The sequence below is a fragment of the Mycobacterium sp. URHB0044 genome (genome assembly GCF_000620625.1).
Taxonomy (GTDB): domain Bacteria; phylum Actinomycetota; class Actinomycetes; order Mycobacteriales; family Mycobacteriaceae; genus Mycobacterium.
Window position 1 is genome coordinate 47,905 of the sequence record NZ_JIAW01000013.1, and the last position, 15,471, is coordinate 63,375.

Sequence of the window (15,471 nt, forward strand, 5' to 3'; positions counted from 1 at the left end):
GTGTCGTTGATCAGTCCAGGAGGGCGAGGTCGAGTGCATGGAGTCGCATCGGATCCGCGACGATGTCGATGTCGCTGATCCTGTCGCCGGCGATGCCGAAGCGCAGCACCAGCGCCAGCCTTCCCAACGGTGCGACGACGATTCCGACGGCGCCGTCCACCAATGCGGGCTCGGCGAATCGTGCGTTGGCCGAGAAGGCGTGCGCGTTGGCGGCTACCGCGTCCGCGCCGCGGATCGTCGTCGGGGTGCCTGCCGCGGTGGCGTCGACGTGCAACTCCACATCGTCGTCCAGCAACGCGAGAAGCGCGTCGAAGTCACCATCGCGCGCCGCGGCGAGGAAGGCGTCGACGAGGCGACGTTGGTGCGCCAAATCCGTTGCAGGATCGGGAGTCTTGCCGCGCACGCGGCGCCGTGCCCGGGAGGCCAGTTGGGCGGCGGTGTTCTCCGAGCGGCCCACGATCGGTGCGATCTCGGCGTACGGCAGGTCGAACATGTCATGCAGCACGAACGCGAGCCGCTCGGCCGGTGACAGCGTCTGCAGCACCACGAGGAGCGCGATGCCGACGGAGTCGGCCAGCACCGCTTGCTGTTCTGGGTCGAAGGCGTCATGCGCGGGGATGGTCGCCGCTTCGTCGAGCGGCTTCTCGGGCCGTGCGTTTCGCGCCCGCAGCACGTCCAAGCAGATCCGTGCGACGACCGTGGTCAACCAGCCGCGCGGATTGCGGACGTCGCCGACGTCGGCGCGGTCCATCCGAAGCCACGCTTCCTGCACGGCGTCGTCGGCGTCGGTCAGCGAACCCAGCATGCGGAACGCGACCGCGCGCAGATGTGGCCGGTGCTGTTCGAATGTTGCCTCGTCCACGTCATGCCTCCCTCCAGTCATGTTCCACCGTCGTCATCCGTCATCTCTATGACGGATGACTGCCGGTTGGCATGACAGGAAGGAAATCTGATGAGGACACTGCGGGCCGTCTTGGTGATTCATGGGGTGATCACGCTGGCCGGTGCGTTCGTGTTGGTCGTGTTTCCCACCGCGATTCCCTCCGCGGTGGGCATCACGCTAATGCGACCCGACTACCTGCTGGTCTATCTCGTCGCTGCGGCGGAACTCGCCGTCGCGGTGCTGTCGTTCGGCGCGGTCCGCATCACCGACCGGGCCGCCTTGGGGCTCATCGTGGCTACGTTGGTCGTGCTGCATTCGGTGAGCGGCATCCTCGACATCGTCTACATGGCATTGACGGAGCCGAACGGCACGATGATCTCGAACGCCGTGCTGCGTTTCGCAGTGGTCGCCGTGCTCCTGGGCGCGTGGTGGGCCGCGCGTCGTCACCAGACGCCGGGCACCAGTCGGTAGCGCACCTTCTCGGTGTACTCGTCGTATCCGAGGAGGTCGTCGCGGAGCATCTTCTCTTCGTCGACGGTACGCAAGGCAAGCACCGCCACACCGGGCACGACAGTGGCGAGACCCCAATAGGAGTCGAGCGCGAGTGGCATGCCCGCCATCATGATTAGCGCACCGACGTACATCGGGTGCCGCACAACGGCGTACAACCCGGTGTCGACGACCGGCTGTTCCGCTTCGACCGTGACGGTGGCGGCCGCAAATTCGTTCTGGCCGACGACGAGCATCGACATGCCGAGGCCGAACGCGACCAAGACGTTGCCGACGACGACGACCGGCGTCGGCACGTGCGACCAGCCGAATCGATGGTCCAGCGCGCTGACGACGGCCATGGCGACGACCACGACGTATACGCCCACCGTGGCGATCTTCTGCATCGGCCGCGTTTCGGCGAGCGGTCCCGAGCGCAGGCGGCGCGCAAACACGTCGGGTCTGCGCATCGCCCAATACACGGTGGGGCTCAACGACACTGCGGTGAAGACACCGATGAAAACCCAGGCCTGCCAGTAGTCGAACGTGCCCGCGGGTCCGAACAACAGGGCGCCGAAGAAGGCCAGTCCGAACGCACTTGCGGCCGCGGCCTGAATCAAGGGCTTCATGATCACTCCGTCACCAGACGCCGGGGACCAAGCGGTAGTGCACCTTCTGCGTGTACTCGTCGTAGCCGTCGAGTTCCTCGCGGAGCATCTTCTCCTCGTCCTCGATGCGGGCCGCAAGCACGGGCAGGGCGAGCACGATCGCCAGCAGCCCCCAGTACGAATCGAGAGCGAGCGGGGTGCCGGTCAACATGACCAGCGTGCCGACGTACATCGGGTGCCGGACGACACCGTAGAGACCCGTCGACACGACTTTCTGGTCCGTTTCGACCGTGATCGTCGCGGCCGCGTAGCTGTTCTGAATCACTACGAACTGCGCCAACACGAGGCCGACAGCGACCAGGACGTTGCCGGTCACGACGACCGGCGTCGGTACCTGCGACCAACCGAACCGATGGTCGAGGGCGCTGAGTACCAGCACCGCCACGACCGCCAGGATCGTCCCGGTGATGACGAGCTTCTGCACCGCGCGGGTCTCGGCCGTCGGACCGGCCTTCATCCGCCGCTGAAGCGCCGCCGGATCCTTGACCGCGAGGTAGATGCTCGGGACGAGCGTGGAGACCAGGAATACGGCGATGAAAACCCATGCCTGCCAATAGTCGAGCGTGCCGGCAGGCCAGAAGAGCAGAGCGGCGAAGAACGCCAATCCGAAGATTCCGGACGCCACCGTTTGCAAGGCGAGCTTCATGATTCTCCTTTCAGGCTGCGTCGCGGCTGCGGTAGATCCAGCCGGCGACGATGGCGAGTACGGCAGCGGCGACGATCATCACCGCGAGTGCGGCGACGGGGAAGTCCGTCGGCGCCGTCGTGCGGCCCACGGGCGACAGATCGATGAGCCACCGCGGGAGCCGCAGCAGCGCACCCAAATACAGCGACACCACGACGAATGTCACCGCGAGCCAACCGATCCACGCGTGACGCACGGCGACGGCGAGCGCCGCGATTCCGGCGAGCACCGCCATCGCAGGCACGAACGCGAGGCCGGCCAGCGTCAGCCGCACGATGGTTTGCGGCTCGCCGAGCGTCAGGCCCGCGCCGAGTCCATTGCCCAGCCCGGCGAAGAACATCAGCACGGTGGCGCCCACCAATGCGGAGGCGACCGCGGTCAGCAGCCACCGCCACCGCGAAATCGCGCCCGCCAGAACCGCTTCGCCGAGGCCCTTCTGCTCGTCGCCGTATACGCGCAGCACGGCGCCGACGACGTACGCCGTGGCTGCCGCGGCGAGGAACTGCGTCATCGTGGTGTAGACGCCGTCGTTGCCCTGCGCCTCGAGCATGCGGGCCAGCAACTCGTTGCCCTTGGCGGCATCGAGCAGCGACTTCGTCATCGAGCCAAATGCCAAGCCAGCCAGGAAGAGACCGACCGACCAGCCGATGGTTTGGCCCCGCTGCAGCGTGAGATGCAGAGCGAACACACCAGAAATCGGGCGCGCGTTGGGGCGTTCGCCGGATGACGGGATGGTGCCGTCGTCGTACTGCCGTCTGCTCTCCAGCCACGCCGCCAGCGCCATCAGCCCGACCGCGAGCACCACCAGTAGCGCGAACGGCCACCACCGCAGGTCGACGAACGGCCGCATCTGCTGCGCCCAGGCGATGGGGGAGAACCAGCTCAGCGCACTGCCCGAGTTGTCGATGACGTCACCGATGCCGCGGACAAACGCCGCCAACGCGAGCGCGGCCATGGCCGCGCCGCTCGCGGTCCGCGCCTGACGCCACAGCTGCGCGGTGACCGCGGCCAGTGCACCGAACACCATGGCGACCCCGGTGACGCCAAGGCACATGGCGGCTGTGTCGACGACCGCGAATCCGGTTGCCGACATCGCCAGCGTCATCGTGACCGCCAGCACGGCATTGACCCCGCCGACCAGGATCAGCGCGGCGTAGGTGCGGGCATACCTGCCGACGACCGACGACAGCACCAGTTCGGCTGCACCGCTTTCCTCCTCGGTGCGGGTATGCCGAATCACCGTGGTGATCGCCAAGATCGATGTGGCGATGATCAGCGTGAGCGTTAGCTCGTTGGCCATCATCACGCCCAGGTCGGTCTCGTTGACGCCGAACATGGGGCCGCCCAAGATCATTCCCGCCGGCGTCTTGAGCAGGTTGACGCGCGCCAACCGCTGCGCCTCCTCGGGGTAGGCCAGTTTGATCGCGTTCGGGGCGTAGACCATCATCAGCGTCAGGATCGTGATCCATGCCGACAGTCGGACCCGATCGCGGCGCAGCGCGAGGCGAAGCAGGCTGGGCACTCCGGTGAACGGCGATCCCGACTGGGCTGCTTCGTGTCGCCCGGCGCGGGGTACCGCGGTGGCGGTGGTCATCGGGGCACCCCCTGATACTCGCGCAGGAACATGTCCTCCAGCGACGCCGGCGTCACGGTCAGTTCCTCGATGCCCAGTTCGGTGAGGTGTTCCATCGTGAAGTCCAGATCGTTGCGGTCGGCCGAGAACCGGACGTAGCCGTCTTGGCTGTCGAAGTCGTGTACGTACGGGACTTGTTGCAGCGCATTGGCGTCACCACGGGTGCGCACCGTGATCGTGGTGCGCATCAGGTGGCGCAACTCCTCGAGGGTGCCGGACTTCACCGCTCGGCCGGCGCGGATGATGGTCACGTTGTCGCACAGCTTCTCCACCTCGGCGAGGATGTGACTGGACAGCAGTACCGCGGCACCACGGTCGGCGACCTCTTGGACGCAGACCTGAAACGCCTTCTCCATCAACGGATCCAGGCCCGAGGTGGGCTCGTCGAGGATGTAGAGTTCGGCGTTGGTCGAGAACGCGGCGACGAGCGCCACCTTCTGCCTGTTGCCCTTCGAATAGGTGCGCGCCTTCTTGTGCGGATCGAGTTCGAACCGTTCGATCAGCTGATCGCGGCGCCGGGTATCGACCCCGTTGCCGCGCAGGCGGGCCAGGAAGTCGATGGCCTGCAAGCCGGTCAGGTTGGGCCACAACGTCACGTCGCCGGGTACGTAGGCTATTCGCCTGTGCAGAGCGACGGCATCGCGCCACGGATCGCCGCCGAGCAGCCGGACCGTGCCGCCGTCGGCGCGCAGCAGCCCGAGCAACACGCGGATGGTGGTGGACTTGCCCGCGCCGTTCGGCCCGAGGAAGCCGGTGATGTCGCCGGGCGCGACCGTCAGGTCGAGGCCGTCGAGCGCCTTGGTGCGGCCGAAAGACTTGGATAGACCGCGGATTTCGACGGCGAGCTGGGAGTGGTTCGTCTCAGCCCGCTGTGGGGACCCGGTTGTCTGAGCCGTCATCGCCTTCTCCTTCTTTGGATGTGAACGAAATGCCCTTCTCACGCGCTTCGAGGAACGCGTCGTACATCGTGGAATCCGTCATCAGGCCGTTGGTGTAGACCTCGAGGGCTGGCAACACCATCTCCTCGCCGTAGTCGCGCAGGACGGCGCGCAGATCGGTTGGCGTGTCGTGCATTTGGATGAACAGGAAGAATGCGCCGCCGCCGGTGAGGCCCAGGAACCTGGCACGGGCGCGCGGGTCGCGGCTGGGTTTCAGCGTGCCTGCGCGGACACCCGCTTCGAGGTACTCCTCGGCGTTGTCGAGCATCCGCTGCCAGAAGGCCTTGGCCAGGTCGCTGCCGGACTGCATGCTGCGCACCAGGTACGCCATCAACGGTGCGTACGACTCCATCTCGGCCATCTGCGCGAACCATGCCGCCGGATCGGATGTCGTGACGGATTCGGTCTTCGCTCCGCGGATCTCCTCGGCGATGTAGTCGTCACACGCCTTGCGCAGACCCTCCTTGGACCCGAAGTGGTGGATCACCAGGGCGGCGGACACGCCCGCGGCCTCGGCGACGCGGCGCAGTCCGACGTTGAACCCGTGCTGGCCCCATTGGTCGATCGCGGCATCGCGGATCCGCGCGACGGCGGTCCGATCGTCTGAGGCTGAACGCATGTTTAGTATGCTAAACACGCGTTCAGTCGAGGGTCAAGCGTCTGCCCATCAAGAACCCGTAAAGATCGCGAAAATCAGAACTCCGCCAGCGCCGCGGCGAGAGGGGATGGTCAGTCGCGGGCGGCGGCGAGAAGACCGTCGCCGAGGGGGACCAGCACCGGAGTCAGCCGCTCGTCCTCGGCGATCAGGCGCGCGGCCTCCCGCACGGCGCTGACCTCCTTGTCGGCGGCGTTCGCGTCGCCGGCTCGGCCACCGAGGGCGGCGCGGTGCAGCACGATCGCCCCGCCCGAGCGCAACAGCCGCACGCCTTCGACGACGAATTGCGGTTGATCGACCGGGTCGGCGTCGATGAACACCAGGTCGTACGAGTCGTCGGCCAGGCGGGTGAGCACGTCTTGGGCGCGGCCGCTGATCAGCCGCGTCCGGGACGGCCCGATGCCCGCCTCGGCGAATGCCTGCTTGGCCAGCCGCTGATGCTCGGGTTCGACGTCGATGGTGGTCAGCACCCCGTCGTCACGCATTCCCGACAGCAGCCACAGCCCGCTGACTCCGGCGCCGGTGCCCACCTCGACCACGGACTTGGCCCCGGCCAGCTTCGCCAGCACGCTCAACAACGCACCGACGGCAGGGGTGACGGCACCAGCTCCGCTGTCGTCGGCACGCTCCCGGGCGGCCGCGGTGATCGCGTCCTCGGTGATCGACTGCTCGGCATGCCTCACGATCGATTCGGCGCGACTGGGCCGTGCCTGACTCTCGCCGGTGCTGCCCATGCCCGCAGCGTAAGGGAACCCGATTCGCCCACGCGGCGACACGCCCGCGCGGGGCCATGGGAATCCCCCGTCGCGCCCGCAGTTTGCCCAGCTCGCGTATGGGGTAGCCCGCTTTCTCAGGAAATGTTCAGTTTGCTCATATGCCAAGCTCACCAGGGTCGGAAAAGGTACTCGCATGGGATACGACGGAAGCGGCCGACCACGGAATAACCATGGAGCGGATACCGTTGCCGCCGATGTGGAGCCGACAACCCGCAATGCCGGCTCAGTTAGTGATCTGGAGGATCCGACGACCACCACCTCGACGCCCGTTTTCATGGCACACCTCGAGCAGGCCGGCGACGGCGATTGGGTTGAGCCGTCCGACGAGTTGACCGGCACTGCCGTGTTCGATGCGACCGGTGACATGGCCGCCATGCCGTCGTGGGACGAGCTGGTCCGCCAGCACGCCGACCGCGTCTACCGCCTGGCCTACCGGTTGTCGGGTAACCAGCACGACGCCGAGGACCTGACCCAGGAAACGTTCATCCGGGTGTTCCGGTCCGTCCAGAACTACCAGCCCGGCACGTTCGAGGGCTGGCTGCACCGCATCACCACGAACCTGTTCCTCGACATGGTTCGTCGCCGCAGCCGCATCCGGATGGAAGCCCTCCCCGAGGACTACGACCGCGTGCCCGCAGAGGACCCGAACCCCGAGCAGATCTATCACGACTCACGGTTGGGCCCGGACCTGCAGGCCGCGCTCGACTCGCTGCCGCCGGAGTTCCGCGCCGCCGTGGTCCTGTGCGACATCGAAGGTCTGTCCTACGAGGAGATCGGCGCCACCCTCGGCGTCAAGCTCGGCACCGTGCGCAGCCGTATTCACCGCGGCCGGCAGGCCTTGCGCGACTACCTGGCCAGCCACCCGGACACCTATTCCGACGCCGGATCCGACACGCAGGTCAAATCCGCCTGACGTTCACAGGTGTCGGGTCCGCCTGTCCGCGCTACATTCAAGGTAGGGAAGTAGTTCAATTCGTGATGCGAGCGAACGAAGGGGAGTGGGTGATGGTCGACCCGGGAGACGTGTTCCGTCGCGCACTCTCGTGGCTACCAGCCCATTTTGCGTCGCAGAGCGACGCGCCCGTCGGTCCTCGCCGCTTCGGATCCACCGAGCACCTGTCGATCGAGGCCGTCGCCGCCTTCGTGGACGGCGAGCTGACCATGAAGTCGCACCTGCGCGCAGCGACCCATCTGTCGCTCTGTCCACAGTGTGCAGCCGAGGTCGAGGCCCAAGGTCAGGCCCGTAGTGCTTTGCGGGACTCCTGCCCGATCGTCGTGCCCAGTTCGTTGCTTGGCATGTTGTCGCAGATCCCGCATCATCCGCCGCCCGATCCGCCCGTTGAGTCGGAGGATCGGCAGTTTGCTGAAGGGACCATGCGGGCCCGTCGTAAGCGCCGGTAGGCTGGAGCTGCGTTGATCGTCTGCGGCCGCCGGGTTGGCGGCCGCTCTAATGGAGAGTGACTACGGGTGACCAATCAGGACCAGTCCGGTAACGGCAACCGTCTGGCACCACGCCCGGTGTCGCGACCGCCCGTCGATCCCGCGGCGTCGCGCGCGTTCGGCAGGCCCGACGGTTTCCAGGGTTCGTTCCTCGGCGCCGACAAGCACCGTGACCAGGGCGCCTACACGCCCGTCGACCTCGCGCCCGACCCCGTCCTCGCCGACGCCTTCGGCCCGCAGAACGGCAGCGGCGAGTCGCTGCAGCGCCACCCCGCCGACGCAGGCGCGTTGGACGCCGAGAACGAGCCGCCGGAGCAACCCGCCGACCCGTGGCGCGATCCGAACGCCGCCCCGTCGCTGGGCACCCCCGCAGTGCCGCCGTCGTCTCCGACCGTCGCACTGGCCCCGGTCGGAAAGCTGGGCGTCCGTGACGTGCTCTTCGGCGGCAAGGTCTCCTGGCTGGCACTGGGCACCCTGCTGATCATCGCCATCGTCATCGCGTTCATCGGTGGCTGGGTCGGCAACAAGACAGCAGAAACCGTCGAGGCGTTCACCACGTCGAAGGTGACGCTGGAGACGGACAACAACCCGGAGGCGCCGGCGGGCCGGTTCGCGACGGTCGCGTCCGCGGTCGCCGACTCGGTGGTGACCATCGAGGCCGTCAGCGACAACGAGGGCTCGCAGGGTTCGGGCGTCGTCGTCGACGGCCGCGGCTACATCGTCACCAACAACCACGTCATCTCCGAAGCTGCCAGCAATCCCAGTGCGTACAAGATCACCGTGGTGTTCAACGACGGCAAGGAAGTGCCCGCCAACCTGGTGGGCCGCGATCCGAAGACCGACCTGGCCGTGCTGAAGGTCGACAACGTCGACAACCTCGTCGTCGCGCGCTTCGGCGATTCCGAGAAGGTCAAGGTCGGCGAGGAAGTCATCGCTGCGGGCGCTCCGCTGGGCCTGCGCAGCACCGTCACGCACGGCATCGTCAGCGCCCTGCACCGGCCGGTTCCGTTGTCCGGTGACGGCTCCGACACCGACACGGTGATCGACGGTATCCAGACCGACGCGTCGATCAACCACGGCAACTCCGGTGGCCCGCTGATCAACATGAGCTCCGAGATCATCGGCATCAACACAGCCGGTAAGTCCTTGTCCGACAGCGCAAGTGGGTTGGGCTTCGCGATCCCCGTCAACGAGGTCAAGGACGTAGTCCAAACCCTGATCAAGGATGGCAAGGTCTCGCATCCGACCCTCGGCCTGAACGCCGTTTCGGTCAGCAACTCCGTCGCCTCCGGTGCGCTGATCAAGAACGTCGTGGCCGGCGGGCCCGCCGACCGGGCGGGCATCCTCGAGAACGACGTCGTGGTGAAGGTGGGCAACCGCAAGGTGGCCGACGCCGACGAGATGGTGGTCGCGGTACGTCAGCTCAAGATCGGCCAGGACGCGCCGATCGAGGTGGTCCGCGACGGCCGTCCCGTCACCCTGATCGTCAACCCCGGCCCCGACAACCCTGCCGCGTAGTCATGTTCGGCAACGTCGGCTGGGGTGAGATGCTCGTGCTGGTGGTCGCCGGTCTGGTGATCCTCGGCCCGGAACGGCTGCCCGGCGCAATCCGCTGGACGACGGGTGCCATCAAGCAGGCCCGCGAATACCTCAGCGGCGCGACCAGTCAGTTGCGTGAGGACCTCGGCCCCGAGTTCGAGGATCTGCGTCAGCCGCTCAGCGAGCTGCAGAAGCTGCGGGGCATGACGCCGCGCGCCGCCCTGACCAAGCACCTGTTCGACGGCGACGACTCGTTCATCACCGGCAACTTCGAGAAGCCAGTCTCGGCAACGCCTCCGACACCTCCGACGCCCCCTGCGGCCAAGCCTGAGCCGCCTGCCACGACGCCGTTCGACAGCGACGCAACCTAGCTCGCTAGCGGCCAGCCGGGTCCAGGCCCAGCGACATCCCGGCCAACCCCCGCTTGCGCGACGACAATGCGTCGGCGACCTTGCGCAGTTCCTTGCCTGCGGCGGAGTCGGGGGCACTGAGCACCAGCGGGACACCCGTATCGCCCGCGGCGACCAATGCCGGGTCGAGCGGGATCTGACCGAGCAGGGGCACGTCGGCGCCCACCGCGCGGGACAGGCTTTCGGCCACCAGCGCGCCGCCGCCCTCGCCGAACAGGTTCATCGTGGTGCCGTCGGGCAGCAGCAGGCCCGACATGTTCTCCACCACGCCGACGATCTTCTGGCGGGTCTGCAGCGCAATGGCTCCGGCACGTTCGGCGACCTCGGCGGCGGCCAACTGCGGCGTGGTCACCACCAGGATCTCGGCGCCAGGAATCAACTGCGACACCGAGATCGCGATGTCACCCGTCCCCGGCGGCAGATCGAGCAGCAGCACGTCCAGGTCGCCCCAGTACACGTCGGCGAGGAACTGCTGCAACGCGCGATGCAGCATCGGCCCGCGCCACACGACCGGAGTGTTGCCTTGGGTGAACATGGCGATCGAGATCACCCGCACGTCGTGCGCGATGGGCGGCAGGATCATCGACTCCACCTGGGTGGGCCGGTCCTCGGTGCCCATCATGCGGGGCACGGAGTGGCCGTAGATGTCGGCGTCGAGCACGCCGACCGACAAACCGCGTGCCGCCATGGCGGCAGCCAGATTGACGGTGACGCTTGACTTGCCGACGCCGCCCTTGCCCGACGCCACCGCGTAGACGCGGGTCAGCGAGCCGGGCTGGGCGAAGGGGATGACGGGTTCGCGGGAGTCGCCGCGCAGCAGCTTGCGCAGCTCGGCGCGCTGCTCGTCGTTCATCACGTCGAGGGTGACCTTCACCGCGCCCGTACCGGGAACGTCGGCGGCGGCGGCGCTCACGCGGTCGGTGATCTCGCTCTTCTTGGGGCACGCCGAGGTGGTCAGGTAGATCTCGACGTGCACGCCGGCATCGTCGTCGACGGTGACGTTCTTGACCATGCCGACTTCGGTGATCGGCCTGCGCAGCTCGGGGTCGATGACCTTGCCGAGCGCAGAGCGAACCGCGGATTCGAGGTCGGTAGGTGTAGGAGACATCGTCTCCGAGTCTAGGCCGCGTGCAACGGCCGACCGGGAGCGGTCAGGCCACGGGGCCCGGTGCAGGCCCGGTCGGCACCATGACGGGCGCCGGTTCGGGGGGCGGGGCGAACGGCAGGGGCGCCGGAGGTGGCGGTGGTGGGAACAGCGGTGGCGGGAACGGCGGAGGCGGCGCGAACGGTGCCGGAGGCAGCCCGAACGGTGCAGGCGGCGCCACCGGAAGCGCGGCGGTCGGCGTCGCCGGCAGCTGTTGCCCCAGGCAGAACACCGCGCAGTTCTGCGGGGGTGCCTGCAGTGCGTCCGCCGGACCGGGAAGCGGACCCGGTGCGGGACCGAGCCGGCCGGCCATCTCGGGCATCATCGTCAAGAGCGCCAGCGGGTCCGTGGCAGGCAGTCCCGCCGCATTGAGCGGTAGGCCGGGACCCAAACCCTCTGGGTTGGCGTCGAGGTGCGCGTCGCCGAGGGCAGGTACCGGCCCGGTCAGCGGCGGCAGGTCGAGCGGAACCACGCCGGTGGCGTAGGCCGCGGCCCAGCCCAGCACGTTGCGGGCATAGGGCACCGAGTTGTTGTAGCGCAGGATGGCTGCCATCACCTGGGACGGATCACGCAGGTTGAGGTTGCCGCTGCACAGGTAGCGCGCGGCGGCGAGCGTCGAGTCGTACAGGTTCTGCACGTCGGCCTTGCCGTCGCCGTCACCGTCGGAGGCGTAGCGAGCCCACGTGCCTGGCAGGAACTGCATCGGGCCCATGGCGCGCGCATAGGTGACCCGCCCGGCCTGCACGCTCTGCACGATGACCTCGTTGCCTGCCAGCGTGCCGTCGAGGGAAGGTCCGTAGATGGGGCTGACGGGCGTACCACGGGAATCGGTGGCGCCGCCGTTGGCGTGCATCGACTCGATGCGGCCGATGCCGGCCAGCAGGTTCCAGCTGATGCCGCATCCAGGGACGGCGCCCGCCATCATGCGCTCGGCGTTCTGGTAGGCGTTCAGCGCCATCGCTGGAATACGAAGGCTGCCTGGGGCATTCACCACGATCGACGGCGGTGGGGCGGAGGTGCCAGGGGACGCGAAGCGGAACGGGGCGGGCCGCTTGATGGCGGCGACGACGGTGGCTCCCGAATCGTCGCCGGTGCTGGCGACGGCGGCCAGCGGGGTAATCCCGTTGTCGCCCATGGAGGTGTGACCGGTGTGCGACGACGCGCCGACCGCTCCGGCGAGCACCATCGGGGCGAGCACCGCGACGCCGAAGGCAGGCGTCCGCATGACGCGCTCCACGCGACGCCGCACCTTCGCGAAGGCGTCGCTTCCGCCTATGGGCACTCAACCGTCCTAGCGTGATCGAGCAACGTTGTGAACCAAGTCACCATACCTACTGAAGATTGTTGCGTTGCAGCAATGCCCGACCACGTTTCAGCTCAGTCGCTTGGACCGTTTGTCCGCACCGTCGACCTTGCCCGGTTTCTCCTTGCCCGCGCCGTCCTGCGGGGGCCGCAGCTCGTTGATCAGCTCACGCAATTCCTCGAGTTCACGGCGAAGGTAATCACGCGTGGCGACCTCGCCGACGGCCAGTCGCAACGCCGCCAATTCGCGGGCCAGGTACTCGGTGTCGGCCTTGGTCTGCTCGGCACGGCGCCGGTCCTCCTCGAGTGCCACCCGGTCGCGGTTCTCCTGTCGGTTCTGCGCCAGCAGGATCAATGGCGCGGCGTAGGCCGCCTGCGTGGAGAAGGCCAGGTTGAGCAGGATGAACGGATACGGGTCCCAGCGCAGCGTCACCGCGAACAGGTTCAGCAGGATCCACACCACCACGAACACGGTCTGGATCGCCAGGTAGCGCCCAGTGCCGAGGAATCGGGCGAAGGACTCGCCGAAGCGGCCGGCGGCCTCGACGTCGAACTGCGGCGTGAACCGTCGTCGCGACGTGCGCGGCGTGTCGAGCCGTTGGCGGGCCGACAGGTCGCTCACGACCCGGCTCCGGTGGCGGCGCTACCGGTGGGCAGTTCGGGTTCGTCGGCGCTGAGGCGCCAGTCGTGCGGCAGCAAATGATCGAGCACGTCGTCGACGGTGACGGCGCCAAGCAGATGGTTCTCCGCGTCGACGACCGGCCCGCACAACATGTTGTAGGCGGCGAAGTATCGCGTCACGGCCGCCAGGGAGGTGTCGGGGGTGAGGTTGGGCAGGTCGCTGTCGATGATCCCGCTGACGAGCGCCGCGGGTGGCTCTCGCAGCAGCCGCTGCAGATGCACGCACCCGAGGTACCGCCCGGTCGGGGTGGACGTCGGAGGCCGCACGACGAACGACAGCGACGCCAGCGCGGGCGTCAGGTCGGGGTCGCGCACCCGCGCCAGGGCCTCGGCCACGGTGGTGTCGGGCGCGAGCACCACGGGCTCCGGGGTCATCAGACCACCGGCGGTGTCGGGAGAGTGCTTGAGCAGCCGTCGAACGGGCTCCGAGTCCTCCGGATCCATCCGGGCCAGCAGCACCTCGGCCCGCGATGCGCCGAGTTCGCCGAGCAGATCGGCCGCGTCGTCGGGGTCCATCTCCTCGAGCACGTCGGCGGCGCGGTCGGTGTCCAGCTGCTCGAGGAGCTCGGCCTGCTCGCTCTCGGGCAGCTCCTGCAGGATGTCGGCCAGCCGCTCGTCGTCGAGGGCGTTGACGATCTCGTAGCGTCGCTTGGCAGGCAGCTCGCGGATGGCGTCGGCGACCTCGATGGGGCGTTGCCCCTCGAACTGGGCAAGCAGCTGCGCGACGGCCTGGCCGGGCAGCGCAAGGGCCGACGGAGTCAGGCCCGCCACGTGCTGCCAGTCGACGACGTGCACGGTGGTGCGGCGCCCGAGCCGGCGGTGGCTGCGCACGGCGATTCTGGTGACCATCCAGTCGCGCGAGCGCACCTGCTCGATCGCCAGGTCGGCGACGACCACGTCCATTCCGGCGAGGTTCTCGAGCTCCGGATCGGTGACCCGCACGCGGGTGTCGAGCACCTGGCCAAGCACCAGCACTTCACCGGGGCGCTGTGCGAACCGGCGCAGCGACACGTTGGCGGTGGTCAGCGTGACGGCGTTGGGTTCGATGGCGGTCACGCGCAGGATGGGAACGAAAATCCTTCTGCGACTGAGCAATTCGACGACGAGGCCGAGCACGCGAGGCTGTTGGCGGACGCTGCTGATGCTGATCACCACGTCGCGGACACGTCCGATGGACTCGCCGTCCGGGCCGAGCACCACCATCCCCGCTAGTCGGGCCGCGTAGACCCTGTTCACCGCCACCATGACTCAAAGGGTAGAGAGTGAACGCGTGGACAACCTGTATCGCCCCCGTCGAACGTGCCTTTCGGTTCCAGGCAGTAGCGACAAGATGATTGAGAAGGCCAAGGGCCTGCCCGCCGACGAGGTGTTCCTCGATCTGGAGGACGCCGTCGCACCCGACGCCAAGGCGGAGGCTCGTGCTCGGGTCGCGGCAGCCCTGGCACAGCCCGGCTGGTCGGGCCAATTGCGCGGCGTAAGGGTCAACGACTGGACCACGCCGTGGACCCATGCCGACGTCATCGAGGTCGTCGCCGCGGCGGGTGAACACCTCGACCTCGTCGTGTTGCCGAAGGTGACCGACGCCTCCCATGTTCACGCGCTCGACCTATTGCTCACCCAACTCGAGACCATCCACGGGCTGCCGCCGGGGCGCATCGGCATCGAGGCGCAGATCGAGAACGCCAAGGGCCTGACCAACGTCGACGCGATCGCTGCCGGTCCGCGCGTTCAGGCGCTGGTGCTCGGGCCCGCCGACATGATGGCGAGCCTGAACATGCGGACGCTCGTCGTCGGCGAGCAACCGGAGGGCTACGACGTCGGCGACGCCTACCACCACGTGTTCATGCGCATCCTGATCGCCGCGCGCACCCACGGCATCAACGCCATCGACGGGCCGTACCTCAAGGTGCGCGACGTCGAGGCGTTCCGCCGGATCGCCGGACGTTCGGCCGCGCTCGGCTACGACGGCAAGTGGGTGCTGCACCCCGATCAAATCGACGCGGGCAACGACATCTTCAGCCCGCGCCAAGACGACTACGACCACGCCGAGCTGATCCTCGAGGCCTACGACTGGCACACGTCGCGGGCCGGCGGCGCAAGGGGCGCAGTGATGCTCGGCGACGAAATGATCGACGAGGCCAGCCGCAAGATGGCATTGGTGATCGCGGGCAAGGGCCGGGCAGCCGGCATGTCGCGCACCGGTGAACCGTTCCGGCCGCCTGAGTAGC

At 67.9% G+C, this 15,471-nt stretch carries 17 protein-coding genes; 6 read left to right on the plus strand and 11 right to left on the minus strand.

Annotation, left to right across the window (positions count from 1 at the left end; translation table 11 throughout):
* Positions 1-10 precede the first annotated feature (10 nt).
* Entirely contained in the window at positions 11-883 is an 873-nt protein-coding gene (locus N536_RS0124045; protein ID WP_051574735.1) for a sigma-70 family RNA polymerase sigma factor, read from the minus strand.
* A 69-nt stretch (positions 884-952) separates the two neighbouring features.
* Between N536_RS0124045 and N536_RS0124050 the strand changes: the two genes are divergently transcribed.
* Entirely contained in the window at positions 953-1,354 is a 402-nt protein-coding gene (locus N536_RS0124050; RefSeq protein WP_029115942.1) for a hypothetical protein, read from the plus strand.
* Here the strand turns inward: N536_RS0124050 and N536_RS0124055 are convergent.
* The 6 genes from N536_RS0124055 to N536_RS0124080 form a co-directional block, all read right to left on the minus strand.
* Positions 1,327-2,001: an isoprenylcysteine carboxylmethyltransferase family protein gene (locus N536_RS0124055; RefSeq protein WP_029115943.1), complete on the minus strand. Its 675-nt coding sequence runs from the start codon at positions 1,999-2,001 to the stop codon at positions 1,327-1,329. The genes N536_RS0124050 and N536_RS0124055 overlap by 28 nt on opposite strands.
* 10 nt (positions 2,002-2,011) lie before the next feature.
* Complete coding sequence (locus N536_RS0124060) at positions 2,012-2,686, minus strand: isoprenylcysteine carboxylmethyltransferase family protein (protein ID WP_029115944.1); 675 nt, start codon at positions 2,684-2,686, stop codon at positions 2,012-2,014.
* A 10-nt stretch (positions 2,687-2,696) separates the two neighbouring features.
* Complete coding sequence (locus tag N536_RS0124065) at positions 2,697-4,319, minus strand: ABC transporter permease (protein WP_029115945.1); 1,623 nt, start codon at positions 4,317-4,319, stop codon at positions 2,697-2,699.
* Positions 4,316-5,257 (minus strand): ABC transporter ATP-binding protein, encoded by a 942-nt coding sequence (locus tag N536_RS0124070; protein WP_029115946.1) that lies wholly within the window; start codon positions 5,255-5,257, stop codon positions 4,316-4,318. Before N536_RS0124070 ends, N536_RS0124065 begins: the two co-directional genes overlap by 4 nt.
* Positions 5,220-5,915, minus strand: a complete 696-nt coding sequence (locus tag N536_RS0124075; RefSeq protein ID WP_029115947.1) for a TetR/AcrR family transcriptional regulator — start codon at positions 5,913-5,915, stop codon at positions 5,220-5,222. Before N536_RS0124075 ends, N536_RS0124070 begins: the two co-directional genes overlap by 38 nt.
* A gap of 110 nt (positions 5,916-6,025) precedes the next feature.
* On the minus strand, positions 6,026-6,685 hold the full coding sequence (locus tag N536_RS0124080) for an O-methyltransferase (RefSeq protein ID WP_029115948.1): 660 nt from the start codon (positions 6,683-6,685) through the stop codon (positions 6,026-6,028).
* A gap of 175 nt (positions 6,686-6,860) precedes the next feature.
* Between N536_RS0124080 and sigE the strand changes: the two genes are divergently transcribed.
* From sigE to tatB, 4 genes are all read left to right on the plus strand, one after another.
* Entirely contained in the window at positions 6,861-7,640 is a 780-nt protein-coding gene (gene sigE, locus N536_RS0124085; protein WP_029115949.1) for an RNA polymerase sigma factor SigE, read from the plus strand.
* A 92-nt stretch (positions 7,641-7,732) separates the two neighbouring features.
* A complete protein-coding gene (gene rseA, locus N536_RS0124090; RefSeq protein WP_029115950.1) occupies positions 7,733-8,128 on the plus strand; it encodes an anti-sigma E factor RseA in 396 nt (131 codons plus the stop codon).
* Between the two features lie 66 nt (positions 8,129-8,194).
* Entirely contained in the window at positions 8,195-9,685 is a 1,491-nt protein-coding gene (locus tag N536_RS0124095) for a S1C family serine protease (RefSeq protein WP_029115951.1), read from the plus strand.
* A 2-nt stretch (positions 9,686-9,687) separates the two neighbouring features.
* Complete coding sequence (gene tatB / locus N536_RS0124100; RefSeq protein ID WP_029115952.1) at positions 9,688-10,077, plus strand: Sec-independent protein translocase protein TatB; 390 nt, start codon at positions 9,688-9,690, stop codon at positions 10,075-10,077.
* A gap of 4 nt (positions 10,078-10,081) precedes the next feature.
* Here the strand turns inward: tatB and N536_RS0124105 are convergent, their stop codons facing one another.
* From N536_RS0124105 to N536_RS0124120, 4 genes are all read right to left on the minus strand, one after another.
* Positions 10,082-11,224 carry an Mrp/NBP35 family ATP-binding protein gene (locus N536_RS0124105; RefSeq protein ID WP_029115953.1) on the minus strand — a complete coding sequence of 381 codons (1,143 nt, stop codon included), beginning with the start codon at positions 11,222-11,224 and terminating at the stop codon, positions 10,082-10,084.
* Positions 11,225-11,267: 43 nt separating this feature from the next.
* The gene (locus N536_RS0124110; RefSeq protein ID WP_036437483.1) at positions 11,268-12,542 is read right to left on the minus strand and encodes a lytic murein transglycosylase; all 1,275 of its coding nucleotides are present in this window, start codon (positions 12,540-12,542) and stop codon (positions 11,268-11,270) included.
* Between the two features lie 90 nt (positions 12,543-12,632).
* The gene (locus N536_RS0124115) at positions 12,633-13,184 is read right to left on the minus strand and encodes a DUF1003 domain-containing protein (protein WP_029115955.1); all 552 of its coding nucleotides are present in this window, start codon (positions 13,182-13,184) and stop codon (positions 12,633-12,635) included.
* Entirely contained in the window at positions 13,181-14,488 is a 1,308-nt protein-coding gene (locus N536_RS0124120) for a magnesium transporter MgtE N-terminal domain-containing protein (RefSeq protein WP_029115956.1), read from the minus strand. Before N536_RS0124120 ends, N536_RS0124115 begins: the two co-directional genes overlap by 4 nt.
* Positions 14,489-14,513: 25 nt before the next feature.
* Here N536_RS0124120 and N536_RS0124125 point away from each other — a divergent pair, with 25 nt between their 5' ends.
* On the plus strand, positions 14,514-15,470 hold the full coding sequence (locus N536_RS0124125) for a CoA ester lyase (RefSeq protein WP_029115957.1): 957 nt from the start codon (positions 14,514-14,516) through the stop codon (positions 15,468-15,470).
* Position 15,471 lies beyond the last annotated feature (1 nt).

Bases quoted from the DNA above. Each gene is read 5' to 3' on its own strand.
- N536_RS0124080 (WP_029115948.1), bottom strand. From the start codon at position 6,685: ATGGGCAGCACCGGCGAGAGTCAGGCACGGCCCAGTCGCGCCGAATCG.
- N536_RS0124120 (WP_029115956.1), bottom strand. From the start codon at position 14,488: ATGGTGGCGGTGAACAGGGTCTACGCGGCCCGACTAGCGGGGATGGTG.
- N536_RS0124055 (WP_029115943.1), bottom strand. From the start codon at position 2,001: ATGAAGCCCTTGATTCAGGCCGCGGCCGCAAGTGCGTTCGGACTGGCC.
- sigE (WP_029115949.1), top strand. From the start codon at position 6,861: ATGGGATACGACGGAAGCGGCCGACCACGGAATAACCATGGAGCGGAT.
- N536_RS0124060 (WP_029115944.1), bottom strand. From the start codon at position 2,686: ATGAAGCTCGCCTTGCAAACGGTGGCGTCCGGAATCTTCGGATTGGCG.
- tatB (WP_029115952.1), top strand. From the start codon at position 9,688: ATGTTCGGCAACGTCGGCTGGGGTGAGATGCTCGTGCTGGTGGTCGCC.
- rseA (WP_029115950.1), top strand. From the start codon at position 7,733: ATGGTCGACCCGGGAGACGTGTTCCGTCGCGCACTCTCGTGGCTACCA.
- N536_RS0124065 (WP_029115945.1), bottom strand. From the start codon at position 4,319: ATGACCACCGCCACCGCGGTACCCCGCGCCGGGCGACACGAAGCAGCC.
- N536_RS0124050 (WP_029115942.1), top strand. From the start codon at position 953: ATGAGGACACTGCGGGCCGTCTTGGTGATTCATGGGGTGATCACGCTG.
- N536_RS0124075 (WP_029115947.1), bottom strand. From the start codon at position 5,915: ATGCGTTCAGCCTCAGACGATCGGACCGCCGTCGCGCGGATCCGCGAT.
- N536_RS0124045 (WP_051574735.1), bottom strand. From the start codon at position 883: ATGACTGGAGGGAGGCATGACGTGGACGAGGCAACATTCGAACAGCAC.
- N536_RS0124070 (WP_029115946.1), bottom strand. From the start codon at position 5,257: ATGACGGCTCAGACAACCGGGTCCCCACAGCGGGCTGAGACGAACCAC.
- N536_RS0124105 (WP_029115953.1), bottom strand. From the start codon at position 11,224: ATGTCTCCTACACCTACCGACCTCGAATCCGCGGTTCGCTCTGCGCTC.